25 protein-coding genes and 1 tRNA gene are annotated in these 25,397 nt (G+C 62.9%); 8 read left to right on the top strand and 18 right to left on the bottom strand.

Annotation, left to right across the window (positions count from 1 at the left end):
* Nucleotides 1–40: 40 nt before the first annotated feature.
* Genes ACE3OK_RS00870 through ACE3OK_RS00880 form a run of 3 tightly spaced genes read right to left on the bottom strand, consistent with a single transcriptional unit; the run spans nt 41 to nt 5,594 of the window.
* Entirely contained in the window at nt 41–1,495 is a 1,455-nt protein-coding gene (locus ACE3OK_RS00870; RefSeq protein WP_374247623.1) for a DUF3375 domain-containing protein, read from the bottom strand.
* A 15-nt stretch (nt 1,496–1,510) separates the two neighbouring features.
* Nucleotides 1,511–5,353, bottom strand: coding sequence for a restriction endonuclease subunit S (locus ACE3OK_RS00875; RefSeq protein ID WP_374247624.1), 3,843 nt, complete (start codon nt 5,351–5,353; stop codon nt 1,511–1,513).
* A gap of 34 nt (nt 5,354–5,387) precedes the next feature.
* Nucleotides 5,388–5,594 carry a helix-turn-helix domain-containing protein gene (locus tag ACE3OK_RS00880; protein ID WP_374247625.1) on the bottom strand — a complete coding sequence of 69 codons (207 nt, stop codon included), beginning with the start codon at nt 5,592–5,594 and terminating at the stop codon, nt 5,388–5,390.
* 749 nt (nt 5,595–6,343) lie between these two features.
* Between ACE3OK_RS00880 and ACE3OK_RS00885 the strand changes: the two genes are divergently transcribed.
* From ACE3OK_RS00885 to ACE3OK_RS00920, 8 genes are all read left to right on the top strand, one after another.
* The gene (locus tag ACE3OK_RS00885) at nt 6,344–7,081 is read left to right on the top strand and encodes a hypothetical protein (protein WP_374247626.1); all 738 of its coding nucleotides are present in this window, start codon (nt 6,344–6,346) and stop codon (nt 7,079–7,081) included.
* 119 nt (nt 7,082–7,200) lie between these two features.
* A complete protein-coding gene (locus ACE3OK_RS00890; RefSeq protein WP_374247627.1) occupies nt 7,201–7,398 on the top strand; it encodes a helix-turn-helix transcriptional regulator in 198 nt (65 codons plus the stop codon).
* Nucleotides 7,399–7,412: 14 nt separating this feature from the next.
* Nucleotides 7,413–9,239: a hypothetical protein gene (locus tag ACE3OK_RS00895; protein ID WP_374247628.1), complete on the top strand. Its 1,827-nt coding sequence runs from the start codon at nt 7,413–7,415 to the stop codon at nt 9,237–9,239.
* Nucleotides 9,236–10,135 (top strand): hypothetical protein, encoded by a 900-nt coding sequence (locus ACE3OK_RS00900; protein WP_374247629.1) that lies wholly within the window; start codon nt 9,236–9,238, stop codon nt 10,133–10,135. Before ACE3OK_RS00895 ends, ACE3OK_RS00900 begins: the two co-directional genes overlap by 4 nt.
* A gap of 516 nt (nt 10,136–10,651) precedes the next feature.
* The gene (locus ACE3OK_RS00905) at nt 10,652–11,047 is read left to right on the top strand and encodes a hypothetical protein (RefSeq protein WP_374247630.1); all 396 of its coding nucleotides are present in this window, start codon (nt 10,652–10,654) and stop codon (nt 11,045–11,047) included.
* A gap of 72 nt (nt 11,048–11,119) precedes the next feature.
* A complete protein-coding gene (locus ACE3OK_RS00910; RefSeq protein ID WP_374247631.1) occupies nt 11,120–11,572 on the top strand; it encodes a DUF2924 domain-containing protein in 453 nt (150 codons plus the stop codon).
* Nucleotides 11,569–12,912: a recombinase family protein gene (locus ACE3OK_RS00915; RefSeq protein WP_374247632.1), complete on the top strand. Its 1,344-nt coding sequence runs from the start codon at nt 11,569–11,571 to the stop codon at nt 12,910–12,912. Before ACE3OK_RS00910 ends, ACE3OK_RS00915 begins: the two co-directional genes overlap by 4 nt.
* Nucleotides 12,909–13,328 (top strand): site-specific recombinase resolvase, encoded by a 420-nt coding sequence (locus ACE3OK_RS00920; RefSeq protein ID WP_374247633.1) that lies wholly within the window; start codon nt 12,909–12,911, stop codon nt 13,326–13,328. Before ACE3OK_RS00915 ends, ACE3OK_RS00920 begins: the two co-directional genes overlap by 4 nt.
* Before the next feature lie 251 nt (nt 13,329–13,579).
* On the opposite strand, the gene ACE3OK_RS00925 is transcribed toward ACE3OK_RS00920, so the two are convergent.
* From ACE3OK_RS00925 to ACE3OK_RS00995, 15 genes are all read right to left on the bottom strand, one after another.
* Nucleotides 13,580–13,655, bottom strand: a tRNA-Lys gene (locus ACE3OK_RS00925).
* A 46-nt stretch (nt 13,656–13,701) separates the two neighbouring features.
* The gene (queC, locus tag ACE3OK_RS00930; RefSeq protein ID WP_374247634.1) at nt 13,702–14,391 is read right to left on the bottom strand and encodes a 7-cyano-7-deazaguanine synthase QueC; all 690 of its coding nucleotides are present in this window, start codon (nt 14,389–14,391) and stop codon (nt 13,702–13,704) included.
* Between the two features lie 3 nt (nt 14,392–14,394).
* The gene (gene queE, locus ACE3OK_RS00935; RefSeq protein ID WP_374247635.1) at nt 14,395–15,081 is read right to left on the bottom strand and encodes a 7-carboxy-7-deazaguanine synthase QueE; all 687 of its coding nucleotides are present in this window, start codon (nt 15,079–15,081) and stop codon (nt 14,395–14,397) included.
* 9 nt (nt 15,082–15,090) lie between these two features.
* Nucleotides 15,091–15,876 carry a tol-pal system protein YbgF gene (ybgF, locus tag ACE3OK_RS00940; RefSeq protein WP_374247636.1) on the bottom strand — a complete coding sequence of 262 codons (786 nt, stop codon included), beginning with the start codon at nt 15,874–15,876 and terminating at the stop codon, nt 15,091–15,093.
* Nucleotides 15,876–16,397 carry a peptidoglycan-associated lipoprotein Pal gene (gene pal, locus ACE3OK_RS00945; RefSeq protein ID WP_374247889.1) on the bottom strand — a complete coding sequence of 174 codons (522 nt, stop codon included), beginning with the start codon at nt 16,395–16,397 and terminating at the stop codon, nt 15,876–15,878. The genes ybgF and pal overlap by 1 nt, the downstream gene beginning before the upstream one ends.
* A gap of 90 nt (nt 16,398–16,487) precedes the next feature.
* Nucleotides 16,488–17,798 (bottom strand): Tol-Pal system beta propeller repeat protein TolB, encoded by a 1,311-nt coding sequence (gene tolB, locus ACE3OK_RS00950; RefSeq protein ID WP_374247637.1) that lies wholly within the window; start codon nt 17,796–17,798, stop codon nt 16,488–16,490.
* Nucleotides 17,799–17,893: 95 nt separating this feature from the next.
* Nucleotides 17,894–18,778, bottom strand: a complete 885-nt coding sequence (locus ACE3OK_RS00955) for a cell envelope integrity protein TolA (protein ID WP_374247638.1) — start codon at nt 18,776–18,778, stop codon at nt 17,894–17,896.
* Between the two features lie 9 nt (nt 18,779–18,787).
* Nucleotides 18,788–19,240: a protein TolR gene (gene tolR / locus ACE3OK_RS00960; RefSeq protein ID WP_374247639.1), complete on the bottom strand. Its 453-nt coding sequence runs from the start codon at nt 19,238–19,240 to the stop codon at nt 18,788–18,790.
* Between the two features lie 7 nt (nt 19,241–19,247).
* Nucleotides 19,248–20,036, bottom strand: a complete 789-nt coding sequence (gene tolQ, locus ACE3OK_RS00965; RefSeq protein ID WP_374247640.1) for a protein TolQ — start codon at nt 20,034–20,036, stop codon at nt 19,248–19,250.
* On the bottom strand, nt 20,036–20,491 hold the full coding sequence (ybgC, locus tag ACE3OK_RS00970; protein ID WP_374247641.1) for a tol-pal system-associated acyl-CoA thioesterase: 456 nt from the start codon (nt 20,489–20,491) through the stop codon (nt 20,036–20,038). Before ybgC ends, tolQ begins: the two co-directional genes overlap by 1 nt.
* A gap of 22 nt (nt 20,492–20,513) precedes the next feature.
* Nucleotides 20,514–21,536 carry a Holliday junction branch migration DNA helicase RuvB gene (gene ruvB, locus ACE3OK_RS00975; RefSeq protein ID WP_374247642.1) on the bottom strand — a complete coding sequence of 341 codons (1,023 nt, stop codon included), beginning with the start codon at nt 21,534–21,536 and terminating at the stop codon, nt 20,514–20,516.
* A 14-nt stretch (nt 21,537–21,550) separates the two neighbouring features.
* Entirely contained in the window at nt 21,551–23,476 is a 1,926-nt protein-coding gene (locus ACE3OK_RS00980; RefSeq protein ID WP_374247643.1) for a potassium transporter Kup, read from the bottom strand.
* A 30-nt stretch (nt 23,477–23,506) separates the two neighbouring features.
* Nucleotides 23,507–24,091, bottom strand: coding sequence for a Holliday junction branch migration protein RuvA (ruvA, locus tag ACE3OK_RS00985; RefSeq protein WP_374247644.1), 585 nt, complete (start codon nt 24,089–24,091; stop codon nt 23,507–23,509).
* A complete protein-coding gene (gene ruvC, locus ACE3OK_RS00990) occupies nt 24,088–24,624 on the bottom strand; it encodes a crossover junction endodeoxyribonuclease RuvC (RefSeq protein ID WP_374247645.1) in 537 nt (178 codons plus the stop codon). The genes ruvA and ruvC overlap by 4 nt, the downstream gene beginning before the upstream one ends.
* Before the next feature lie 27 nt (nt 24,625–24,651).
* Entirely contained in the window at nt 24,652–25,377 is a 726-nt protein-coding gene (locus tag ACE3OK_RS00995) for a YebC/PmpR family DNA-binding transcriptional regulator (protein WP_374247646.1), read from the bottom strand.
* Nucleotides 25,378–25,397 lie beyond the last annotated feature (20 nt).

The raw sequence follows: 25,397 nt of genomic DNA on the forward strand, positions 1-25,397 counted from the left end.
TAATTCTTCTTCCATCCCTTGCCTCAGATCTTGTTCTTTTTCAGCGCATGAAGATCACGCGGGGCAGCCGCGCACAGCGGGTAATGGCTTGACCATCCGTTGCCACGGTCTGCCAGCGGATGGGTTCGGAGGTGTCTTCGTCCACCACGGTGTTGAATGCTTCACTGCCCAATTGCAGATAGGCCACCAACTCAGCCAGTCCCTGTTGCAAGGGCTGATTCGCCACCAGCTCACTCAAAGTAATTTGGGCGCGATCTTGCAAAGCGTGGCGGATATGGCGGGTAAGCCGCGCCTTGTCGACAACCACCTGATCGAACAATGCCGATGGGTCAATATCTTCATCACCCGTTTGCAAGGCCAGATCAGCAATCACCGGTTTAATGGCCGGTGTGAACAGGGGCCGCTCCATTGCCAGCTCTATATCGGCGCAGGACTCAGCCATTTCCATCACGTTGCCTGGTGGGGGAGCATCGCGTAGCGCCAGCGCCTTGCTCTCGATGCCGTGCAAGATATCCATGATGCGGCGGTTTTCCAGCCAGGCCTGGTCATCCAGAAAGCGGCGCAATTGCTGTGACAAGGCCGCGACAGTGCGCTGGGTATGCTCGCCCGCTTCCATCCAGTCGTAATGCACGCGGCGGGTGCGGGCATCCGGATTCAGGTCCGCCACCGCGGGCAGTGCGAGCACGCGATCCAGCAACTCGGTCAATTCTTCCTGCCGACGGCTGGACAGCAAAAAATCCCAGAAGGCGCGGAAACTCTTGCCCTGATCGGAATCGGCAATCGCATCGCGCTCACCCATGATGTCTTCCAGCAGCGCGCCCTTGCTGCCCTCCCACAGCGCGATGCGCTCGCGCACGCGCCGGTCCAACTGACGGAAGTTGTGCTCCACCTCGCGGAAGTCGGTGAGTAACTCGCGCGCTCCCTGCATGAACTGCTGGAAGCGATCTTTCACCGCCGTGTCGTCCAGCAACGGCACATCGCCTGAGAGCACCCGGGCGATCTCGGCGTCGATGTCATCACGCTTTTTGTGCAGTTCGGCAATGCGTTTGGCAGGGTCAGCCTCGCTGCCTTCACTCATTTGCTTGAGCAGGTCAAACAGCGTGAGCAGGCGCGATTCGGTGCCGACGAACTGCCGCTCGCTGAGCTGCGCCAGCCAGGCAATGGCCTTTTCGGTGGCGGGGGTCAAATCGAATTGTGCCTCGTCTGTGCCGGGGCGGTAGAACTTGCGCAGCCAGCCCTTGTCGGGTGCGGCCCAGTCGTTCAGGTACTCCAGCGCCGGTTTGGGAAAGGCGGTTTCGCCCAAGTGCAGGCGCAAGGCATACAACTCATCCTCCAACGCCTCCGCCAAATCCGCCGCTGCCATCACCCGCACATTCGGTGCCACGAACACCCGCTGCAGAAAACTCGCCACCAGCGGTGCATGATCCGAGCGCAACAGCCGCCACGCGGGGTGGTGGGTGCGCAGTGCATCGAGGGTGGCGAAGTCGAGGGACACCAGTCAGTCCACCCTTCAAAGATACTTCTGCAGGATGGCCTGCTTGCGGGCGGCAGCGCCGTCGATCACTGCTTGGGCTTCAGCAATCTGCTTTTCTATTGCATCGATATTTGCGACGAATTTCTTCTGCTCTGCGAGGGACGGCACCGGCACCTTGATATTGCGCATCTTCGTGGCATTGATGTTGTTCGTGCCGCCCGACTTCACTGCTAACGTGACCATCCCTTTGCGGAAGGTCTCTGAGTTCATGATGCAGCCTAAGTATCGCGGCAACACCTTGGAAGAGTCTGGAACAATTCTCACCAAATACGAGGCATAACAGTAATCGCCATCCAAATCGAACAACCCGACCTTGCCAATATGCTCAAGACTTCCGTTGGAGCGGATGAAAAGCAAATCGCCCTTGTTGAGCTTGTAATTGGCAAATTCCTCGGCGCTGATGTCGGCGTACTTCATGCTGCCGTTATCTACCATCCGGCCACGAATGACCTCGTTCATGCGGAAAATTCTGTAGCCGATGCCACCCTCGTTCATGGCTTCATTCAGACCGTATTGAACATTGGTGGCGAGCTTGTCGATTTCAAAAAATGGTGCAGCAGATTCGTATATTTCCGATATTGATTTGTCAATCTTGCCATTTAGCGAATCAAGCTGATTACGTGCAGCATTCTCAGATTCATCCACCACGCCACAATCTGACACTATCTGCTGCTGGACGCTTAGTGGTGGCAGAGGAATTTCAAAGTCAGCAATCGTTTTTCCATTGATCTCTTTGTACTTCGAGCCGGCAGGAACAAGATCAATCAAGACTGGGCGCAAGTAAACGAGAATCTGGTAAAGGTATTCAAAGTGCAATTTTGTCGGATCACAGACGAAGTTCTTGTACCCCTGATTGGTAGAGGTCGGAACCTTGTTGATGCAAACCTCGCCAATCGTTGCGCGACTTGAAAAAATGACTGTATTTATTGGCAACAACGTAGTGTGCTTCAGGCCCGCGGTTGTGATCTTTCTCTTGGTGTCGTGAAGGTACTTGGTTTTGGTGTCGACGAGCGTTGCCCAACAAATATCGCCACCATCCCAAAATGAAGCGTCTGAGGTACTCGGGGTGCCGCCATTCAGGATTTGCGCGACGTTCGCCAATTTTGCATTTGGCCATTTGCTGCTGACTGCCGTTTTGACCCTGTTTGGGGTGATCGACAATTGTTTCTCAAAAGTTACCCGCGAGAAGTCAAGCATGTCAGTCAGTGCTGCTGCTACTGCAAATGGCGCAAGCGATTCCGGTACCGAGAGGCTTCCATCAAAGTTCGCAGACACCAATGAGTTGAGCTTCGCACCATTATCCCGATTGGTTTCGTCATACAGTGGCGTGAGGTGCCGTCCGTGGGCATCCTTGATCAGCTTGATGCCCTCGTCGCCCTTGGCGGAACTCCACTCGTAGCCGAGAAATTGCTTGATCGCCTTGGTCTCGGTCGGGCAGCGGATGATAAGCACCGGGTTGGGCTGATCGCTGGCCATGACAAAGTGGTAAATCTTGTCCCGCTCAATGGCTTGCACAAAGGCCAGGTAGCGCTTGTTGACTTCGGCATCTTGATCTTCAGGCTTCAAGGCCTTGAACCATTTGGCCTTGTAGAGATTGGTGATCTCGGTGCTGGTGTTGAATTTCTCGAGGTAGACGGCCTCCAGATGGGCGGTCCAGGCCCCATCCGGATCGCCCTTGAGCAGGGTCTTGTAATCGTCCAGCGGCACATTGATGTGCGCCGCGTAGCGTGCAATCAGATGCTCATCTTTGTAGATGACCTGCTTGCGTTTGCTGGCATCGCAGCCCTTGAACCATTCTTCCACGCGTTCGCGGTAGTGCGCGGCGGTGTCCGGCGCGGTCTTCTTGCGCCGCAGGAACAGGGTGACGGTGTTGGTGCCAGTCTTGCCGAAAGTGCCGCTGCCGAATTCGGCAATGGCCACAATGTCGAAATACTGGAGCAGGATTTCGCGGGTGCGGATGTAAGCGCTGCCGCCGTTGGACAAGATGCTGGACGGCAGGATGATGGCGGCCACGCCATCGGCGCGCAGCAGCTGCTTGGCGCGCTCGATGAAGAAGGTTTCGATGCTGTTGGAGGTTTCGAGATCGTTGATGGTCTCGGTGAGGGTGTAGGCCTTGCGTTCTTCCTCGGGCAGCGTTTCCAGAAAGCCGCGCACGCTGTAGGGCGGGTTGGCCACCAGCAGATCAAAGCTGCCGTCCTTGATGTCTGGAAAGGCTTCGTGCTGGTTGATAAGGCCGTCGCCGTAGCAGATGTTGATCCCTTGCTGGCCGTACATGAAGGCCGACACCTTGGCGACCTTGGAGAGGCGGTATTCCTTCTCGATGCCGTACAGGGCCTTGTGGTACTCCGCCAGCTTTGCTGCAAACTGTTCTTCTGTCTGATCTTTTGGCTGATGTATTTTCACCAAGGGCTTGAGCTGCAACGCTAGCTCGGTGAGGAAGTGGCCTGCGCCGCAGGCGTAATCGATGGCCTTGGGCGGTGTGGCGCTGCGCTGGACGAGTGAGGCCAATGGCAGGCTCATCATGATGAATCGGCAGATGGGCATGGGCGTGAAAAACTGTCCCTCGCTCTGCTTGACCCCCTGGTCGAGAAAGCCCTCGAACATATCGCCCAAGAACTGGTTGTGGCCGTGGGGATCAGTCAAGCGGATGTCCTGCCACATTTGCAGGATCTTCAGCAGCACCTCGGCGTTTTGGTAAAACAGTTTTTCGTTGTGAACGTCGATCAACGAGAAATCATTGTTGGTGAAAAACTTCTGCTGAACGAACAGATTCCATACCGCGCGCTGCGTGGCGTCCGGGTTCTGCTTGATGAACCGAAGTGCGTTGTTGACGTCGCCCTGGTTGATGTAGGTGATATCTTCCCCGAGAAACTTGCCCATGCCCGCCTGATACAACTGCTGCAGCCGGTCCATCAGGTCGAAATGGGTGTCGTAGGCGACACCCTTCCAATAGAACTTCAGCTCGGATGGATTTTCGATTTCATCGACCAGTTTGCACAGAAACAAATTCACCAGCTTGTCGAAGGCATTTTCACGGCCCGATACATTGTGCTGGCGCAGGATGGTGGCGAACTCGTGGTATTTCTTCTGCTGATCGCTGGCCGAGATGGCGTGCAGGTCGGTCAGTGAATATTTGTCTTTACCGATGTGGTAGGGCTGAATGTTTTCTTCAAAAATTCCCTTGGTCGTGTAGTCGAGCTTGTAGGTGTCCCGCCAGACGGTATGGCGTTCTTTCACATCGGTGACTGACTTGAAGCTCTTGAACAACGGGTTGTCAGCCAGATACCTTTCGTTGTCGCGATGCGCAATGATGTGGCTGGTGTAACTGACCTTGCCTGCATCCAGGTCCGAGGTGTACAGGCACAGGAACTGGGTTTCACTGATTTGCTGCGCGTAACTGAATAACTGATCGCCGTCCTGCAGAGTTTTATTCCAGGCGCGCTTGAACTCGGTTCCCGCCGTTTTGCATTCGATGATCAGCAGAGGGCGACCGTCGTTGTCCTTGATCAAGATATCGGCACGCCCGCCACTGGCTCCACGTCCAAGTTTCCACTTGGGTTCCAGTTCGATGTGCTCAGGTTTGTAGCCCTTCTCCAGCAGTCGATGTACGCACTCGAGTACAACGAAATTTTCGTTGGCGTCGAAGTTGCACGTTTGCCGTTCATTGATGACCAGGCCCGCGGTTTCGGGATAAGTGATTTCCTTCTTGGTGAAGTTCACCTCGAGGATGGCTGCGCCGAACAGCTTGCGATGAATCGCACCCTTCTTCTCGAAACCGAGGGCATTGAGCAGGTCGGCCAAATTATCTTGCGTCAGCATTAGTTTCTTGTCCTGTTATTTTGGTGGCCTGCGTTCAAGAGGCGGATTGATCGCTGTGTGGCGCTTCATCCGCGCCGCCTGCGCGCACCCATTCATCCACTTCGGACAACTGGAACTTCCACAGTCGCCCTACACGGTGCGCAGGTAGCCCCTTGCGCTCACGCCAGCGATAAACGGTGTCCTTGGCAACGCCCAAATGCTGGGCGACATCCTCGGCGGTGACCCACGGTTCGGTGTTCATGGCATTGGCGCTCAATTGGTCTGTGTGAAAGTCGATGTAGATCGGTGAAAGTCTACCCGAATGGAGCATTTAAGACTATCGGCGCGCCGCAGGTGGCCTCCATTTCTTGGAGGTCATCGCGGCATGGGAAAGGGTGTCCAGTTTCTGGAGGCCCTTTTGCGTACTTGGAGTGCAAACCTGCGAACCCGGTACGCACCGAGGTTCGCACCCTCTGTGTTGGAGCCATCCCGCACACGCCCACGCTGACTGGGCTTTCGGCCCTCTTGCCCACACTACCAGGTGCGAACCGCAAACCCTGCAAACCTTGTTTTTGTGGCAGTCGGTAGCGCCATGCGGCGCTGTCGCCCCCCGTATTGGTTTTTGGCCGGGAAGGACCCATTTCGCCTGGGGCATTTATGTGTACACCGACCATAACAATAGGCGGTGATCGTCACCACCGTCACAACCATCACAGACGGGTGGCTGCGGTGACCATGGTGATGGTTGTGATGGTCGGTGCCTATTGTTTACACCGCAGCAAACGCAGATACCCATTGGCACGATCATCGCGCAGGAAATCGTAGTGACGGATCTGACAGGTTTGCTGATTTACCTTTCACGCGTGCGTGTGTGCACGTCATAGGGCATTTCCGGCAAACCCGTCATATCCGTCACTTGCCTCTGGCCACCGTCTTCGTTGGTTGGGCCGTTGCGAACCAGCGTGGATGAACATGGACGGTACTGGACCACCCTCGGTAGACTGACGGGTAATGAATCCGCATCTACTCACCCTGGCCCTGTCCACACCGCTCGAACAACTGCTGGAGTTGCCGAACGCGGTGCGCATTGCTGCGTGCGCGCGGGAGGATTTGCAGCATTTCAGTACCGAGCAGTTGCAGCGGATGTTGGCCGACATGGACGCCGTCATCACGGATGCGGTGGCGTTGGCGCAAATCAAGCACGGCAGCGAACGGGTCAGCCGTAGCGAGCAGCGCGATCTGGACTGGTTCATCGAAGTGACCAATCAACCGGAATGGTTGTCCCTGCGGTCAGCCACGGCAACGGATCGCGATTACTTCCGCCTCTTGGCGCTCTACAAGTTGGGCGTGGTGATCGAAGCCACGTCAGATACCCCGCCGGGGATCATCATCAGGCCGGCGGTAGAGTCGCTGATGGAAGCGCTCGAATCCTTGCTGCTGGCCGATCTGCTGCCGGAGTCCCCTTCAACGGTGCAGATCATCGAGGAAGCGTGGAAGGCAGGGCTCACGCCAGAGCCCATTGCCGCCGACGAGGTGCGCAAGGCGCAGAGCCATGCGGGCAGACAGGCCGCCGATGCTCGCCACGCCAGTAACCGGGCCGCCAAGCAAAAGGCCCTGGAACTGTTCGCCACGAACACCTACCGCACCAAGGAAGAGGCGTACCGCATCATCGGTGCGCAGGTCTGCAAAGCACCGGGCACGATCAAAAACTGGATCGCAGGCATCCAAAAGAACACGCCGCCCGAGTAATTCCACTGCGAACCTTCACGCTGCGCGCAGCGTGATCACTGTGCGCGTACCGTTTCTGTTTTTGCCTGAAACAGAGGTATTCAATAGCGAGCATCCCAAAACGACCACGGATGCTCGCCATGAACTTCACCCGCCCAACCCTGCCCGAAACCGGCTTCGTTCGGTTGCCGCAGATTCTGTCCCTGATCCCCATCAGCCGTTCGGCATGGTGGGCGGGCATCCGGGAAGGCAGATTTCCCCAAGGCATCAAACTCGGCAGCAAGACCACGGTCTGGCGCGCTGAGGACATTCGCAATCTCATCGAACGCTCGCGCTGAGCCGGGCGGTGACGATGAGCGCGTCCATCCCTTTCTCGGACGGAGTAGTAGAGAACGACCGTCACCACCATCACGACCATCACACGGTTGAGATGGATGCGGTGGCCACTCCGGCACCGACACCTGACACCGATCCCGTTGGCGTGATCGAGGCCGCACTGGTCCGGCTGGTCGATGACGTTGGCGTGCTGGCCGAAGAGGACGTGGTGCGCGCCTTCTCGATCCTCAAGGCTACCGATCTGCCCAGATACTTGCGCCTGCGCAATGCCGCCAAGAAAGCGAACCGTGATTGCTCGGTGACGGTGCTCGACAAACTGGTGCGCGACGAACTGCCCGGTAGCGATGACGATGCCAGCGCACTCGATGAACTGGTCGCCCTGGCCCGGGCTCAGTGCCAGTTGCACCACGATGCCGACCGTAATGCGGTGGCCGTCATCCCGATGCCCAGTCGGCGCGAGGTGTGGCGCGTGTATTCCTCCGGCTTTGAGGACTGGCTGCGTGCCGCCTACTGGCGTGCCAAGGAAATGGGCGTGCCGGAAACCACGATGAAATCGGCGCTGGCCACGCTGGCCGCCGCAGGCATCAACGATGGTGACCAGATTGAAATCCACGTTCGCGCAGCCCATTGCGACGACGGCTACCTGATCGATCTGGCCGATGAGCAGTGGCAGGCCATTCACGTCACGCCGCAGGGTTGGCGGGTGGTGAACGAGTCGCCGGTGTACTTCACCCGCACGCCCTCGATGCGCCCACTGCCGATGCCAGCCACCCACAGCGATGTCAGTTTGCTCTGGCAGCACACCAATATTCCGGCCAACCGCCGCGTGATGGTGCTGGCGTGGTTGCTTGACTGCTTCCGTCCGGACACCCCATTCCCAGTGCTGGAACTGGTCGGTGAACAGGGCTCGGCCAAGTCCACCACGCAATCCGTACTGCGCAGTCTGGTCGATCCCAACAAGGTGATGCTGCGCGGGCGGCCCAAGACGGTGGAAGACGTGTTCGTCGCCGCCGCCAACAACTGGCTGGTCAGCTACGAGAATCTCTCCGGCCTCACGCCCGAGCAGCAGGATGCCTTCTGCACCCTGGCTACGGGCGGCGGCTTTGCCTCGCGCCAGCTGTATACCAACGGCGAAGAGCACGTGATGGAGACCAAGCGCCCAGTGGTGCTCAACGGCATCGCCGTGGTCGCCACACGCCCCGACCTGATCGACCGGGTGATCCACGTCGATCTGCCGACTATTGCAACGGAAGCCCGGCGCGATGACGCCGACACGCACGCAGGCTGGGAGCGCGATCAAGCCACGGTGTTTGCCGGGCTGCTGGATCTGTTCTCAGCGGCCCTGTCCATCCTGCCCACGGTCAAGCTGACCCAGAAGCAGCGCATGGCCGATTACGAACGGCTGGGCGAGGCAGTGGCGCGCGCCTTGGGCTTTGCCGCCGGTGAATTCCAGCAGCGGTATGCCGAACTCGTGCGCGCAGGCATCGACCGTGCGCTGGAGAGCAATGCCGTCGCGCAGGCGCTCGACAAGTACATCGCGGATCGCATCCTGCCGATCAACTGGCAAGGCACTGCCGGTCAGCTCTACGACCTGCTGAACACCCACAGCATTCCCGACCGCAGCAGTTGGCCACGTTCTCCGAAGGGGTTGGCCGATCAGTTGCGCCGCATCGCCCCGGCCTACCGCGCCAAGGGAATCGACATCAGCCATCTCGGCCACAGCCGCGACGGTGCGCTCTGGCGCATCGCAGAAATCCGCAGTTCCAACACCACCCAGCACGCCACGCCGCCCGGCGTCTCCCATACCTCTGTGGGCGGCATTCGATATGGAGAACACAAATGAACGTCAACCCCTTCAACAAGAAGTCTGCAGCAGCGGCCAACCCGAAATCCGCCAAGGCCGCATCGCCCGTGAACGAAATCGGGGATGTCAGCGCCGTGGCGAAGATGTTTGAGCGCCTGCGCCAGCAGAACGCCCAATACGACCAGGCCATTGCGGCATTGATCGCGGCCAATCGCATCAGCAACGGCTGGGACAAACCCGCCGAACCCGAGATGACACTGACCATCCAGCGCGAGGTGCTGGTTGCCTTGGGCGATGCTGATGCACTGGCCAAATTCGATCAGGAACATCAGCACGCACTGGCGCAGGAACAAGCCGCCCGCGTGAAAGCCACGCAGCAGGTGCTGGAAGCGCCCACCCGCGTCAAGGCGCTGGAACAGTACCTCAACGATCTGGCCGGGCAGATGGTGGCCGGGATCGATGAGACCCTGATTGATCAGGAAATCCGCCGCATCTTCCAGCCCAGCGCACAGCGGATGCTCGATGCCGCCAAGACCTTCGTGCACGCTTGGTGCGAAATGCAGAGTGTGGAGGCGGTGCTGCTACAACGCGTGCGCCTGACCCACACCCGCGTGACGGGTGACACCTGTGCACGCTACGACCATGAGCTGATCGGTCAAACGCGTGATGGCGAGCTGCTGCCAACTTTGATTGCGGGCATCCCTTATGAAGAACTGCGTGATCTGAACAACCAGTTCACCCGCACCGACAACGAACTGGTCGCGGCACTGGACAACGCCCTGCGCAGTGCAGGCTTTGATGGCTGGGGAGTGAAGGTGTACCACCCCAAGGCCAAAGGCGATGAGCGCCGCATCTACGCGCCCGATCCCAATCCGCCCAAGAAGCATCTCGGTCATGGCTCCGGTTTGTCGACCGTCGTGCGTGTGGATGTGTGAGGGTGGTCGCCATGGAAATCCAGCCTTCACGTCAGCACCAACCAGATCGCTTCGGGCCGCTGTCGCCGCGTATCGCGCCCGGGCCAGGGGGGCTAGAGCGCCAGCCCATCCGACAGCAGTTATTGCCACCGGCAGCGCACGCCGCCATCACGCGCGATGACGGCATCGGTGTATTGCCTTCCATGTCGCAAACCTCGTGGAGCGAGGCATCGATCAACGCTCCGGGCAAGCCATCGACATCCATCGTGCGCAGGCCACGGCGGGTACGCGTCAAGTTGCCGTGGTGGTGGCGCTGGCTGTGTATGGCAGCGCGCATCGAGCGGCGCATTTCTCGCTGGTGGCATCGGCACATCCAGCGCCCACCACGTCGGCATCGCCGCCGGTGAAACGGGTCCTTCCTAGCGAAAAACCCATACGGGGGCGCAAGCGCGCGCCCTCGCTACAGACAGGCCACGCAACCGGGTTACCACCTGAGGTTACCGGTTACCGCCACATATCAAGGAGTACGCATTGAACATGAACACCATCCCCGGCCAGCCCTTGGCCTACTACGACCCGGAAGTCACCCAGCGTGCGCAAGGCTGGCTCAGCAGCGGAAAACCGCTGGTCTGGATTCCCATCCTGAACCAGGAGAACTTCCCCGATACGCCACCCGAAATCTTGCACTGGCTTGATTCACGGCAGGCCGCGTTGCACGTACCCATTGGCGACCCTGCAGACCTTTTGCTGATGCCGGAAGGCGTGACGGGGTGGTTGATGCCTGCTGACGAGGCGGACACCGACGTGGCCTGCGGCGTGTGGAACGGCGAGGTCTACATCTTGGGCGTGCGGGATGAACGTACCGGCAAACCGCAGACCTTGCTGGGCGAGCGTTTCGATGTGGCGACGGGTCAGGTCGATGACGGCCAGTAGAGCGCGGTTTGACTTGGCTTCTGCCAGCCACAGCGCGTTCATGCACCTGTCTCAACTCACGGAATCCCTGTTATGACTGATTCATGGAAAAACAAAAGCAGCATCGCCGCGCAACTTGCCGCCTTGCCAAATCTCCCGATGCCCGAGTTGTGGGCGCTGTGGGATCAGCACTTTCCCCGGCGGCCAATGCGTGTCGTGCGGCACTATCTGGAAGGGCGCTTGGCGTATCGCCTGCAAGAAAAAGCGCTGGGTGGCTTGCCTGCCGACGTCAAAGTCTATCTGGCCGATTGCGGCGAAAAGCATTCCAAGATCAAGACGGGGCGCGGGCCGGAAGTACGCTTATTGCCTGGCACGACTTTGATTCGGGAGTGGGATCGGCAGGAATACCGCGTCACGGTTCTGCCTGATGGCAGTTACGAATTGAATGGCCAACACTACCGCAGCCTGTCGGCGGCTGCTCGCGCCATCACTGGTACGCACTGGTCGGGACCGGCGTTCTTTGGCGTGAAGGGAGTCCAAAAATGAAATCCCTCGCTCCCAAACGCTGCGCCGTCTATTGCCGTGTCTCAACCGATGAACGCCTCGACCAATCCTTCAATTCGCTGGATGCGCAGAAAGATGCGGGCTTGGCTTACATCGTCAGCCAACGCGCGGAAGGATGGATTCCGGTGCCCGATGACTATATCGATCCGGGCTTCTCCGGCGGCAATATTGAGCGCCCGGCGCTGAAACGGCTGATGGCCGACATTGAGGCAGGCCGGATCGACATCGTGGTCGTCTACAAAATCGACCGGCTGACACGCAACCTCACCGACTTCGCCAAACTGATTGAGGTCTTTGAGCGGCGGCAGGTGTCCTTTGTTTCGGTCACCCAGCAGTTCAACACCACCACCTCGATGGGGCGGCTGATGCTCAACGTGCTGCTGTCCTTTGCGCAGTTCGAGCGTGAGGTCACCGGCGAGCGCATCCGCGACAAGATCGCTGCCAGCAAAGCCAAGGGCATGTGGATGGGAGGTTACACACCGCTTGGCTATCGCGTCGAGAATCGACGGTTGGTGATCGAGGAAGCCGAAGCGAAGCTGGTCCGGCACATCTTCAGTGAATTCGTGCGCTGCCGCTCGACCACCGATCTGGTCAAACAACTGGCGGCCCATGGGCAGACCACGCGCTCGGGCACAAAATTCAGCAAGCAGATGCTCTACAAGCTGCTGCACAACCGCGTCTATCTCGGCCACATCCTGCACAAGGAGAAAAGCTATCCCGGTCAGCACGAGGCGATTATCGATCAGGCTCAGTGGGACGCCGTGCACGCCATCCTCGCAGCAAACAATCGCCAGCGGCAATCGGAAACCTGGCAGCGCCGCCAGCCGGAATCCCTACTGCTTGGGCTGTTCTTCACGCAGGACGGCGAACGCTATCAGCCGTCGCACACGCGCAAGGCCAACGGCAAGTCCTACCGCTATTACGTGCCGATCCGCAAATTGCGCTTTGGCGCGGACGCTAGTGAAGCGGGTCGCGTACCGGCCGAACCCATCGAGCAACTCGTTCTGGCGCAGGTCCACGCTGTGCTGAAAGCTCCGGAGGCGGTACAGGCGGTATGGGATGCGGTCCGCACCCAGCATCCAGAAATCTCGGAGCCGGAGGTCGTGCTGCAATTGCGCGAGATCGGCGCGGTGTGGGAGCAACTGTTCCCGGAAGAACGGCGGCGCATCGTCCAGTTGTTGATCGAGCGCGTGACACTGGGCGACGCAGGCATCGAGATCACGTGGCGGGCGGCAGGTTGGCCGACACTGGCCGGTGAAATGCGCCCAGGCACCATTGGCGCGGAATTGCTGGAACTGGAGCAACAGGAGGCCCTGCTATGAAAATCCGGCAGAACGGCGCGGCGGTCCAGATGGAAGACAAGAAGATGACGACGCTGATCCCGGTGCGCATCAAATGGCACGGCGGGCGCAAGAGGGTGATTCCGGCGGCGACACTTGCGGATCAGCAACCGGAACACGACGCCTCAATGCTGGTGGCCTTGTCGCGGGCCTACCACTGGCAACGACTGCTTGATGCCGGAGTCGTCGACAGTGGTTCGGACATCGCCCGGCGCGAGGGTCTGCACCAGACCACGGTGAATGCGCTACTGCGCCTCACTCAGCTATCGCCGGTGCTGGTGCGGGACATTCTCTGCGGGCGGCAGCCGAAAACGCTGAGCATGCGCTGGCTGAAAACGCATGAGTTGCCGTGGAGCTGGGACGATCAGCAGCAGTTCTTCGGCGGGTTCGACGCGTAAATGAGTTTGATGGTCTACTGGTCGGCGGCATTGACGGACAACCACGGCCCGCAAACCCGCATGGATACAGGGTTTCGTGCTGCTACCAGGCACCAGTCAAACGGAGAAAAGAGAGGTTTGGGGCGCGGAATTCACCGGGAAACGCCCGTGTCGGCGGCAAGCGGAACACTGTAACACTGCCGCAACCCGCGCCAACACTGGCGTCTGCGGCAGATAAGGAAAAAGCCAGCGCAAGGCTGGCTTCTTCGAATTGGTGGGTTGGCTGGGAATCGAACCCAGGACCAGCGGATTAAAAGTCCGATGCTCTACCGACTGAGCTACCAACCCGTTGCTGCAGTACCCGGCGTTGCACCGGGGCGCGCATTCTAACCGATCATGGCCGCAAGTAGCGGGTGGGATCCTGGATTCCGGCATCGGCGAAACCTTGCGCACGCAGGCGGCAGGCATCGCAGTGGCCGCAGGCACGGCCGTCGGCATCGGCCTGGTAACAGCTCACCGTTTGCGAGAAATCCACGCCCAGGCGCAGGCCCTCGCGGGCGATGTCGGCCTTGGACATCCGCATCAGCGGCGCGTGCACGCGGAAGCGGCTGCCCTCCACGCCGGCCTTGGTGGCCAGGTTGGCCAGCGCCTCGAAGCCGGCGATGAATTCCGGACGGCAATCCGGATAGCCGGAGTAGTCCACCGCATTGACGCCGCAGAACAGGTCGGTGCTGCCCAGCACCTCCGCCCAGCCCAGCGCCACCGACAGCATGATGGTGTTGCGCGCCGGCACGTAGGTGGACGGGATGCCCTGCCCGATCACGTGGCCGTCGGCATCGGTGGGGACGTCAATGTCGTCGGTCAGTGCCGAGCCGCCGATGCTGCGCAGGTCGACGTTGACGGTCTTGTGGACGACTGCGCCAAGCGCTTGGGCCACGCGCGCGGCGGCGTCCAGCTCCGAGGTGTGGCGCTGGCCGTAGCGCACGCTCAGGGCATGCGGCGCGAAGCCGGCCTCCCTGGCGATGGCGAGTACGACGGCAGAATCCATGCCGCCGGACACCAATACGACTGCGGGTTTGTTCATGGCTTATCTCCCCGGCTCGTCGTTCCACAGCAGCTTGTGCAACTGCATCTGGAAGCGCACCGGCAGGCGGTCCGCGACGATCCAGTCGGCCAGCGTGCGGGCCGGCAGCTCGCTGGCGCTGGGCGAGAACAGCACGTCGCAGGTTGCGTGCAGGCGATGTTGGGCAAGCACGTCTTTCGCCCAATCGTAATCTGCACGCGAGCACAGCACGAACTTGACTTGGTCGTGCGCGGTCAGCAGCGGCAGGTTGCCCCACAGGTTGCGCGCCGCCTCGCCGGAGCCCGGCGTCTTGATGTCCAGCACGCGCGAGACCCGCGCATCGACGCCGGCGATGTCCAGCGCGCCCGAGGTTTCCAGCGACACCACGTAGCCGGCGTCGCACAGCTTTTCCAGCAGTGCCAGGCAACGCTTCTGCGCCAGCGGCTCGCCGCCGGTCACGCAGACATGGCGTGCGCCCAGGCGCGCCACTTCCGCCAGGATCGCGTCGATGCCCCACCACTGGCCGCCGTAGAACGAATAGGTGGTATCGCAATAAGTGCAGCGCAGGGGGCAGCCGGTCAGCCGCACGAATACAGTCGGCCAGCCGGCATCGCGGGCTTCGCCCTGCAAAGACAGGAAAATCTCGGTGAGCTTGAGGCGCTCGGGCGGGCCGGCCACCGACGCGGTGGCCGCATCGGTGACGGCGTTCATGGGCACATTTTAGCGGCTGCCGGACAGTTGCAGGGCGCGCAGGCGATCATCCGCAGTGCGTGCCACGTCGGTGCCCGGATAGCGCTGCAGCACTTGCCGCAGGGTGGCGCTGGCGGCCTCGAACTGGCGCTGCCCGTATTGCGACAGCCCCAGCTTCAGCAGCGCGCCGGGAGCCTTGTCATGGGTGGGATAGCGGTCCAGCAACAGCCGGAACTGCTCGCCCGCCAAGGCGTAGTTCTGGGTGACGTAGTAGCTCTCGCCCAGCCAGTAGATGGCATTGGGTGCCAGCTGCCCGCCCGGATACGCGGCCAGGAACTCGCGCAGGCGACGCGCGGATTCCACGTAGTCGCCACTCTTGAGCGCTTCGAAGGCATGCCCGTAGGCGCTTTGTTCGTCCATGCCCGCTGCCGTGGCCGGTGCCGCAACGGCCACCGGATTGCCGGCCGTCGGCGGGGCCGACGCCTGCGGTGCAGCCGATGCGGCGGGGGCCGCAGCGGATGCCGCCGGGGTCGTCCCGTCCAGCCGGTCGACGCGCCCGCTCAGGTCGAGATATTGGGCGCGCTGTGCTTTCTTCGCTTCGTCCAATTGCTGTTGCAGCATTTCCACCTGCCCGCGCAGGTCTTGCACGTCGGCACGCAACTGGCTGATCTGGTTGACCAGCTCGGTGCCGTTCTGTTCGCCGGCGGCATGCTGCTCAAGCGCGGCCACGCGGTCCGCGAGGCTGGCGCGCTGCGCGCTGGCCCACGGCGATGCCAGCAGCATCGCCATGGCCAGCAGGGAGGCGGAGACGCGCATCACTTGTCGGTGTAGACCAGTTCGACGCGGCGGTTCTTGCTCCAGCAACCTTCGTTGGATTCGGTGCACACCGGGCGTTCTTCGCCGTAGCTGATCACGCTCAGCTGGCTGCCGCTGCCGCCATTGGCCTGCAGTGCCGAGGACACCGCATTGCCGCGACGCTCGCCCAGGCCGAGGTTGTATTCGCGGCTGCCGCGCTCGTCGGCATTGCCTTCCAGGCGCAGGCGTGCGCTCGGGCGGTCACGCAGGTACTTGGCGTGGCAGTTCATGATGGCCTGGAACTCGGGCTTCAGCGCGTCCTGGTCCAGATCGAAGTACACCACGCGCTGGCGCAGGCAGGCGTCGGTATCCAGATCGGCCGGGGTGTACACGCCGGCACGCGGGGTTTCCGCCACCGGCGCGGTGGTCGAGTTTTCCACCGGATGACTGGCCGGCGGGGCTTCCTTGACCTTCTTGGTGCACCCCACGGCGACGACCGACACCAGCGCGGTAACGGTCAGGATGCGGGCGACGCGGGGAATGGAAACGGCCATGGGAGGTTCCTTGTGAAGTTGGGGGTGGCGCGGGTCAGCGGATGAGTCTAGCGGGTTGCGGTGTGAGCGCGGCGTGAGTCAATGCTTGCGGTACGGCGACCAGGCGGGCTCGCGCACGTCCGCTTCGCCCAAGGTCAGCCGCTGGCGTACGCGGCCATCGGCAGACACCGCGTAGAGCACGCCACGGCGTCCCTCGCGGGCGGCATACAGCAGCATCGCCCCGTTCGGCGCGAAGCTGGGCGATTCGTCCAGCGACCCCGGGGACAGCATGCTCCAGCGCGGGCTGCCGGTGCTCCGGTCCATCAGCGCGATGCGGTAGACGTTGCCCGCACCCTGCGCGGTGGCCAGCTTCTTGCCATCGAACGACAGCGACGGGCTGGCGTTGTAGCTGCCTTCGAACGTCACCCGGGTGGCGCTGCCACCGCTGGCCGGCATCTGGTAGATCTGCGGGCGGCCGCCGCGGTCCGACGTGAAATAGATGCTGGCACCGTCCGGGCTGAAGGTGGGCTCGGTGTCGATGCCGTAGTGATTGGTGAGCTGGGTAAGGTGACGGGAAGCCAGGTCCATCACGTAGATGTCGGGGTTGCCGCCCTTGGACAGGGTCAACGCCAGTTTGCTGCCATCCGGCGAGAAGCTCGGGGCGCCGTTGATGCCGCGGAAACTGGCCACTTTTTCGCGGGCGGCGCTGGCGATGTCCTGGATATAGACGGCCGAATTGCCGCTGTCGAAATCCACGTAGGCCAGTTTGCGCCCGTCCGGGCTCCAGGCCGGCGACATCAGCGGCTCATGCGAGTGGACCACTGCGCGCGGGTTGTAGCCATCGGCATCGGCCACCATCAGCGCATAGCGGGTATCGCGCCCCAGGCCGGTGGCGGTGACATAGGCAATCCGGGTCCAGAACGCGCCCGGCACGCCGAGGATCTTCTCGTACACCGCATCGCTGACCTGGTGGGCCACATCGCGCATGGCACCGGCCGGCGCAGTCAGTGCGAAGCCCAGCAAACGCTCCTGCTTGGCGACGTCGAACAGTTCGTATTCGGTGCGGTAGCCACCGCCGTCTGCAAGGCAGCGACCGACCAACAGGAAATCCTGCTTGAGCATGCGCCAGGTGGGGTAGGCCACTTCGCTGCCCTGCACCGGGCGCTCCGGCAGGCGCTCCGGTTCCAGCGTGCGGAACTGGCCGGACCGTGCCAGATCGGCGCGGATGACGCCGCCCACGTCGGTCTGGCCGCAATCACCGCCGAACGGCACCACCGCGATCGGCAGCGCCGCGGCATTGCCACCGACGATGTCGATTTCCAGTGCCTTGTCCTGCGCAAGCGCGGCCAGCGGCAATACCGCCAGCAGCAAGGCGGCGACACGGGGAAGCAAAGGATGGCGGGATGGCATGGCCGGGGGCGCGCTCCTGGGAAAGTGCACAGGGTGGCCCATCGCAATGGCACCAAGATGAACGATGGCGGACTGAAAGGTCACTGCGCGCACGCTCATCGATCCTCGGCCACGAAATTGAGGTCGACCTTGCGACTGAACACCGATTCGAAACCGGCATACGGCAGCGGGGCCGCCTTCAGCACGGCGGTTTCCACCGAACGCCGCCCCAATGCGTCGTACGGGCAGCCCGGGGAAATTTCCACGCTGGCAACGTCACCGCCCGGGATCTGGTGGATGGTGATGCGGCAACGCTGGCCCAACGCCACCGTCTCGGGGCGCGTCCATTGCCGCAGGATCGCCTGCTGCAAGGCGGCGGCGTATTTGGCGGCCAACCCGGGATCGGTACCGCGATTGCCCGGGGATGGCGGCGGCGCGGACGCCGGCCCCGGCGCGCGCGCATCCGCCAACTGCTGCGCGCGTTGTTCGGCCATGCTGCGCTCGCGGCTGGCCGCCTCGCGCAGCCTGCGGATTTCCTCCAGTTGCTTCAGCCGCTGGCGCTCCATCTCGGTTTGACGCTTGGCATCCAGCTCGGCCTGGTCGGGCTGGCGGCGCTGCTCATCCTGTTCCTTGCGGACGTTGGGCGGCGGCGGCAACACCGCGTCACGCTGCACCTTGTCCTGCTCCACCGGGGCCGGGTCCGGCACCGGTGGTGGCAATGTCCTGGACGGCGACGGCAGGTCATCCGGCAACGGCTTCGGCAACGGTTCCGGCCTGGCCACCGGCGGCGGTGCGATCGGCGCGCGTTGCAAGGTCCGCCGCATCGACGCACTCAGGTCGGAGACACTGGCCAGGTCGGCTTCGATGGGGTCGCCCTGCGCATTCGGCACCGCGCTGGTGCGCGTGAACCACAGCCCGGCGAACAGCAGCACGAACAGCAACGCATGCAGGCCCACGGCCTGCACGATCGCGATGGAGGTATCGGCGCGCGTCTGCTTCATGGCGCGGCGTCACTTGCCCGACTGCGGCGGGGACCCCATCAGGCTCACGCGCGTCACCTTCGCCTGGCTCTGCAATTTCCCCATCAGCGCATACACGGTCTGATAACTGACATCGCCATCGGCCGCCACAAAGACGGATTGCGCGGGATCGGCCTGCACGAAAGCGGCCACCTTGGCCAGCAGCCGCGCTTCATCCAGGGCCTGCGGGCGATTGACGCCTTCGTAGGCCAGCCCCAACGTGCCGTCCTTGTACACCGTCACCACCACCGGCTGCTTCTTTTTCTGTTCCAGCGACTTCGCGTTTGCCTGCGGCAGGTTCACGTCCACGCCGACGTTGAGCAGCGGCGCGGTGACCATGAAGATGATCAGCAGCACCAGCATCACGTCGATGTAGGGCACGACGTTGATTTCGGCCTTGAGCTTGCGCTTGCGATGCCGGCGGCTTGCGGTTGCGGATGCCATGCGCGCCTCAGTCGTCGCCGTGGGTCTGGCGCTGCAGGATCGAGGAGAACTCCTCGCCGAAGGTCTCGTAGCGCACCGCCATGCGCTCGGCGCGGGTGGCAAAGCGGTTGTAGGCCCACACCGCCGGGATCGCCGCGAACAGGCCCATCGCGGTGGCCACCAGCGCCTCGGAAATGCCCGGTGCCACCGTGGCAATCGTGGCTTCCTTCATCGAAGCCAGGCCCTGGAACGAAATCATGATGCCCCACACCGTGCCGAACAGGCCGACGTAGGGGCTGATGGAACCGACGTTGGCGAGGAATTCGAGGTTGCGTTCCAGCCCGTCCAGCTCGCGCGAGGTGGCGGCGCGCATGCCGCGCTGCGCGCCTTCCAGCTGCATCCGGGCATCCACGCCGCGGCGCTGGCGGATGCGGTTGAACTCGCGCATGCCGGCCTCGAAGATCGCCTCCAGCCCCTCGATGCTGCGATGGCGCTCATTGGCGGCGGCATGCAGCTTGGCCAGCTCGGTGCCGGACCAGAAGGTTTCCTCGAAGCGGTCGGCCTCCTGCTCGGCGCGGTCCAGTATCCGCTTCTTGCGCAGGATAATGACCCACGAGGCCAGCGACGCCAGCAGCAGCAACGCCATCACCAATTGCACCGGCAGGCTGGCGTGCAGCACCAGTTGCAGGATGTTCAAGCCATGGTCCACCGGCACCGTGGCCGCGGGGGCACCGGCATCGGCCAGTGCCGTGGCGGGGGCGGCGGCGGCATCCGGCAAGGCTTGCGGCAGGGATTGCAGCAGGACGGTCGGCGACATCAAGGAGTCTCCAGCAATGACTTGAAATGCGGCAGCAAGGACGCGGGCAGTGGCCGCGGGCGGAAATCGGAAGCGCGCAGCGTGGCGACTTTCACCGTCGCCCCGACCAGCAGCACGCCGTCGCGCTCGATGCGCTGCGCCAGCACCAGGCTGGCACCCCGGCATTCAAGCAGGCCCACGCTGACCGATAGCTGATCGTCCAACCGTGCCGGTGCGCGGAAATCCACCTCCATCGCCCGCACCACGAACACCAGGTCCCGCTCGCGCTTCATCGCCTCCTGGTGCAGGCCCAGCGATCGCAACCACTCGGTGCGCGCGCGCTCCAGGAACGCCAGATATTGCGCGTGGTACACCACCCCGCCGGCATCGGTGTCTTCCCAGTAGATGCGTACCGGAAAGCTGAAAGGGGCCCAAAGGGGATCAGCGTCGGTGTTCCGCCCGGAACGCCCTGTCATGCGCATGCCACGCCGGAAACACTCACTCCGACCCCCTTTCGTCCCCGGCCTTCGGCTTGAAGCCGAGGTGGCGGTACGCCTTCGCGGTCGCCATGCGACCGCGCGCGGTGCGCACCAGGAAGCCCTGCTGGATCAGGTACGGCTCGATCACGTCTTCCAGCGTGCCGCGCTCTTCGCTCAGCGCCGCGGCCAGCGATTCCACCCCGACCGGGCCGCCGTCGAAGGCGTCGATGATGATGCCGAGCATGCGCCGGTCGAGCTCGTCGAAGCCTTCCGGGTCGACCTTCAGCATGTCCATCGCCGCGCGCGCGGCATCGGCGTCGATTGCGCCGCTGCCCTTCACCTGCGCATAGTCGCGCACCCGCCGCAGCAGCCGGTTGGCGATGCGCGGGGTGCCGCGCGAACGCCGCGCCAGCTCGCCAGCGCCTTCGGCGTCGCAGGCGATGCCGAGGATCTGCGCGGAGCGGCGCACGATCCGTGCCAGCTCGTCGGCCGAGTAGAACTCCAGCCGCTGCACGATGCCGAAGCGGTCGCGCAGCGGCGCGGTCAGCAGGCCGGCGCGGGTGGTGGCGCCGATCAGGGTGAACGGCGGCAGGTCGAGCTTGATCGAGCGCGCGGCCGGGCCCTCGCCGATCATGATGTCGATCTGGCAGTCCTCCATCGCCGGGTAGAGGATCTCCTCGACCACCGGCGACAGGCGGTGGATCTCGTCCACGAACAGCACGTCGTGCGGCTGCAGGTTGGTCAGCAGCGCGGCCAGGTCGCCGGCCTTCTCGATCACCGGGCCGGACGTCACCCGCAGGTTCACGCCCAGCTCGTTGGCGATCACGTGCGAGAGCGTGGTCTTGCCGAGACCCGGAGGACCGAAGATCAGCACGTGGTCCAGCGCCTCGCCGCGGCCCTTGGCCGCCTCGATGTAGATCTGCATCTGCTCGCGCACCGGCTGCTGGCCGAGGTACTCGTCAAGCCGCTTCGGCCGGATGCTGGCTTCCAGCGCGTCGTCTTCGCGGGTGGCGCCGGGGGCGATGATGCGGGGGTCGGTCATGGGGGGATTATCGGCTAAATCTCCACTTGCGCGCCCAGCTCCACCAGCCGGTTGCCGGGGATGCGGAAGAAGTTGGTGGCGGGGGCGGCATTGCGGTGCAGGAACACGAACAGCTTGTCGCGCCAGATCGGCATGCCGCGATGGCGGCCGGCGACGATGCTCTCGCGGCTGACGAAATAGGTGGTGTCCATCGGGTTGAAGGTCAGCTCGCACTGGTCGCAGGAGCGCATCAGCGCCAGCGGCACGTCCGGGGTTTCCATGAACCCGTAGCGCACGGTGGCACGGTAGAAATCGTCGCCGCCGATGGATTCGATCTTCAGCCGCCGGTCCGCCGGCGCATACGGCACGTTCAGCGTCTCCACCGTCAGGAACACGTTGCGCGCATGCAGCACCTTGTTGTGCTTGAGGTTGTGCAGCAGCGCGTGCGGGGTGACATCGGGGCTGGCGGTGAGGAACACCGCCGTGCCCGGCACCCGCACCGGCGGTGCCAGCATCAACCCGGGCAGGAAGATGTCGAGCTTGATGCCTTCCTTGCGGATTTCGTCGCGCAGCAATTCGCGGCCACGACGCCAGGTGCGCATCATGGTGAACAGCAGGATGCCCAGCAGCACCGGGAACCACGCGCCCTGCAGCAATTTGGCACCGTTGGCGATGATGAAGCACAGGTCCAGCAACAGGAAGGCGGCACACATCAGCAGGATGCCGCGCCGCGCCCGCGGCCACAGGGTGCGCGTCACCAGCGCCAGCAGCAGGGTGTCGATCAGCATGGTGCCCGACACCGAGATGCCGTAGGCGGCGGCGAGGTTGGTGGAGCTCTGGAACGCAAGCACCAGGCTGAACACCAGCATCGCCAGCCCCCAGTTGATTCCCGGGATGTAGATCTGGCCGATGGTGTCGTGCGATGTGTGCTTGATCCGCATGCGCGGGATGTAGCCCAACTGCATCGCCTGGCGCGACACCGAGAACGCGCCGGTGATGACAGATTGCGAAGCGATGACCGCCGCCATCGTCGCCAGCACGATCATCGGGTACAGCGCCCATTCCGGCACCGCCTCGAAGAACGGGTTGGCCACCGCCTCCGGGTGCTTGAGCACGTTCGCGCCTTGGCCGAGGTAGTTGAGCACGAGGCAGGGCAGCACGAAGAAATACCAGGCGTGGCGGATCGGCGGTGCGCCGAAATGGCCCATGTCGGCATACAGCGCTTCACCGCCGGTCACCGCCAGCACCACCGCGCCGAAGATGAAGATGCCGTGCCAGCCGTGTTCGCTGAAGAAATGGAATGCCCACCACGGGTTGATCGCCTTCAGCACTTCCGGCGCTTCCAGCAGGTTCCACACCCCGATCGCGGCCAGCGACAGGAACCACAACATCATCACCGGGCCAAACACCTTGCCCACGCGCTCGGTGCCGAAGCGCTGCGCCGCGAACAACGCGGCCAGCACCACCAGGGTGATGGGCACGATGAAATGCTCCAGCCCGGGCGCGGCCACCTCCAGCCCTTCGACCGCCCCCATCACGGTGATGGCGGGGGTGATGACGCCATCGCCGAAGAACAGCGACGCACCGAAGATGCCGAGAATGCCGACCACGTAGGCCGAACGCGAACCGTGCCGCAACGTGCGCTGCACCAGCGCCATCAGCGCCATGATGCCGCCCTCGCCGTCGTTGTCGGCTCGCATGATGATGCTGACGTACTTCAACGTCACCACCATGTTCAGTGCCCAGAACGCCAGCGACAGCAGGCCGATCACGGTGTCGTGGTTGCTGGACAGCCCGTAGTGCGGGGTAAAGGCTTCCTTCAGCGTGTACAGCGGGCTGGTGCCGATGTCGCCGAACACCACGCCGATGGCACCGACCACCAACGCCAGGCCGGTGTTCTTGCCGGTGGGGGGGTGGCCGCCATGCGGTGCTGACTGGGGGGCCGTGCTGGGAGTGGGCATGGATGCGTATCTGAAAGGATGTGCGATGGCTCAGCGGAGCGCGGACTGGAGCGCCTTGCGGATGATGGCGGGGGCTTCGTCGCCCGCAGCAGCGGCCTTCCTGGCCATTTTCTCGGCATCGGCGGGCTTGTAGCCCAGCGCCTGCAAGGCGGTGATGGCTTCGGAGAGCGGATCACCCGGCATCTGGCTGCTGCCGGGCAGACCGCCACCCAATTCGGCAGCACGGTCGCGCAGCTCCAGCACCATGCGCTCGGCGGTCTTCTTGCCGATGCCGGGGATGCGGGTCAAGGCCGTGACATCGCCGGTTTGCACCAGCCGCGCGAAGTCTTCCACCGACGTGCCGGACAGCACCGCCAGCGCGATCTTCGCGCCGATACCGGACACTTTTTGCACGTCGCGGAACAGGCGGCGCTCGGCTTCGCGCAGGAAGCCGTACAGCGACACGCCGTCCTCCTTGTGCGCGTAGTGCGTGAACAGGAACACCTCGCGCCCGAGCTCCGGCAGGTCGTAGAAGGTGCTCATCGGCGCTTCCAGTTCGTAGCCCACGCCGTGCACGTCCACCACGATCCACGGCGGCGCCTTGTGAATGAGGATGCCCTTGAGTCGCCCGATCATCGCCGCCCCCTGCCCTTGCGTCCCCAGGCCGCACGCGCGGCCACGCCCAACCGCTGCGCGCTGGCGCGCACGTGCGCGTGGGTGATCGCCACCGCCAATGCGTCAGCGGCGTCGGCCTGCAACTTGCCGGAAAGCCCCAGCATCACCGCCACCATGTGCTGCACCTGTTGCTTGTCGGCACCGCCGCTGCCCACCAGTCCAAGCTTGATTTCCTTGGCCGCGTACTCGCTCACCGGCAGGTCACGCGCCACGCAGGCAGCAATGGCGGCACCACGCGCCTGCCCCAGCTTGAGCGCACTCATCGCGTTGTTGGACAAAAACACCTGTTCCACCGCCACTTCATCGGGCTGGAACTGCGCGATCAAGGCCCACAGCCCGTCCAGCAACTTGCGCAGGCGCAGCGGGAAGGTTTCGGCATCCAGCAGCACCAGGGGTTGGTGATGCACATGGCTCACCTTGCCGTCGGCGGCGACATCGATGATGCCCACGCCGGTACGCTGCGAACCGGGATCGATGCCCAGGATGCGGGTCACGGCACGGTCTCGCAGCGGTATCGGGGTTTACGCAGCGCCGCCGAAATCGGCGTTGGAATAGACGTTCTGCACGTCATCCATGTCTTCCAGCCAGCGCAGCAGCTTCTGCACCTGCTCGGCGGACTCGCCACTGACGGGGCTGTCGTTGTCGGCGCGCAGGGTGATTTCGGCGAAGCCCGGCGCAAGACCGGCGGCTTCCATCGCCGCCTTCACGCCAGCGAAGGCATCGGGCGGGGTCAGCACATCGATGGCACCGTCTTCGGGATACACCACCACGTCGTCGGCCCCTGCATCGATGGCTGCCTCGGTGATGGCGTCCTCGTTGGCCCCGGCATCGTAGCTGAGCACCCCCAGCTTCTTGAACATGAAAGCGACCGACCCCTCGGTCCCGAGATTGCCGCCGAACTTGGTGAACGCATGGCGGACATCGGCCACGGTGCGCACCTTGTTGTCGGTCAGGCAATCGACGATCACGGCGACACCGCCCGCGCCATAGCCTTCGTAGCGGATTTCCTCGTACGTGACGCCTTCCAGCTCGCCGGTGGCCTTCTTGATGGCACGCTCGATCACGTCCTTGGTCATGTTGACCGCCAGGCCCTTGTCCATCGCCGAACGCAACCGCGGGTTGGTGTGCGGGTCGCCCCCCCCACCGCGCGCCGCCACCGAAATTTCACGAATGATCTTGGTGAAAATCTTGCCGCGCTGCGCATCCTGCGCGTTCTTGCGGGCTTCGATGGAGGGGCCACGTCCCATGGGGTTTTCCAGACGGAGAA

Source organism: Thermomonas sp. (assembly GCF_041905325.1).
In the GTDB taxonomy this organism is placed as follows: domain Bacteria; phylum Pseudomonadota; class Gammaproteobacteria; order Xanthomonadales; family Xanthomonadaceae; genus Thermomonas.

Excerpts from the sequence above, each read along its gene's own strand:
- ACE3OK_RS00980 (WP_374247643.1), bottom strand. The coding sequence starts at position 23,476 with ATGCCCACTCCCAGCACGGCCCCCCAGTCAGCACCGCATGGCGGCCAC.
- ACE3OK_RS00920 (WP_374247633.1), top strand. The coding sequence starts at position 12,909 with ATGAAAATCCGGCAGAACGGCGCGGCGGTCCAGATGGAAGACAAGAAG.
- queE (WP_374247635.1), bottom strand. The coding sequence starts at position 15,081 with ATGAACGCCGTCACCGATGCGGCCACCGCGTCGGTGGCCGGCCCGCCC.
- ACE3OK_RS00910 (WP_374247631.1), top strand. The coding sequence starts at position 11,120 with ATGACTGATTCATGGAAAAACAAAAGCAGCATCGCCGCGCAACTTGCC.
- ybgC (WP_374247641.1), bottom strand. The coding sequence starts at position 20,491 with ATGACAGGGCGTTCCGGGCGGAACACCGACGCTGATCCCCTTTGGGCC.
- ACE3OK_RS00995 (WP_374247646.1), bottom strand. The coding sequence starts at position 25,377 with ATGGGACGTGGCCCCTCCATCGAAGCCCGCAAGAACGCGCAGGATGCG.
- ACE3OK_RS00955 (WP_374247638.1), bottom strand. The coding sequence starts at position 18,778 with ATGAAGCAGACGCGCGCCGATACCTCCATCGCGATCGTGCAGGCCGTG.
- queC (WP_374247634.1), bottom strand. The coding sequence starts at position 14,391 with ATGAACAAACCCGCAGTCGTATTGGTGTCCGGCGGCATGGATTCTGCC.
- ACE3OK_RS00875 (WP_374247624.1), bottom strand. The coding sequence starts at position 5,353 with ATGCTGACGCAAGATAATTTGGCCGACCTGCTCAATGCCCTCGGTTTC.
- ruvB (WP_374247642.1), bottom strand. The coding sequence starts at position 21,536 with ATGACCGACCCCCGCATCATCGCCCCCGGCGCCACCCGCGAAGACGAC.
- ACE3OK_RS00880 (WP_374247625.1), bottom strand. The coding sequence starts at position 5,594 with ATGAACACCGAACCGTGGGTCACCGCCGAGGATGTCGCCCAGCATTTG.
- ACE3OK_RS00915 (WP_374247632.1), top strand. The coding sequence starts at position 11,569 with ATGAAATCCCTCGCTCCCAAACGCTGCGCCGTCTATTGCCGTGTCTCA.
- ruvA (WP_374247644.1), bottom strand. The coding sequence starts at position 24,091 with ATGATCGGGCGACTCAAGGGCATCCTCATTCACAAGGCGCCGCCGTGG.
- tolR (WP_374247639.1), bottom strand. The coding sequence starts at position 19,240 with ATGGCATCCGCAACCGCAAGCCGCCGGCATCGCAAGCGCAAGCTCAAG.
- ybgF (WP_374247636.1), bottom strand. The coding sequence starts at position 15,876 with ATGCGCGTCTCCGCCTCCCTGCTGGCCATGGCGATGCTGCTGGCATCG.
- tolB (WP_374247637.1), bottom strand. The coding sequence starts at position 17,798 with ATGCCATCCCGCCATCCTTTGCTTCCCCGTGTCGCCGCCTTGCTGCTG.
- ACE3OK_RS00890 (WP_374247627.1), top strand. The coding sequence starts at position 7,201 with ATGAACTTCACCCGCCCAACCCTGCCCGAAACCGGCTTCGTTCGGTTG.
- ACE3OK_RS00900 (WP_374247629.1), top strand. The coding sequence starts at position 9,236 with ATGAACGTCAACCCCTTCAACAAGAAGTCTGCAGCAGCGGCCAACCCG.
- ACE3OK_RS00885 (WP_374247626.1), top strand. The coding sequence starts at position 6,344 with ATGAATCCGCATCTACTCACCCTGGCCCTGTCCACACCGCTCGAACAA.
- ACE3OK_RS00905 (WP_374247630.1), top strand. The coding sequence starts at position 10,652 with ATGAACACCATCCCCGGCCAGCCCTTGGCCTACTACGACCCGGAAGTC.
- tolQ (WP_374247640.1), bottom strand. The coding sequence starts at position 20,036 with ATGTCGCCGACCGTCCTGCTGCAATCCCTGCCGCAAGCCTTGCCGGAT.
- ACE3OK_RS00895 (WP_374247628.1), top strand. The coding sequence starts at position 7,413 with ATGAGCGCGTCCATCCCTTTCTCGGACGGAGTAGTAGAGAACGACCGT.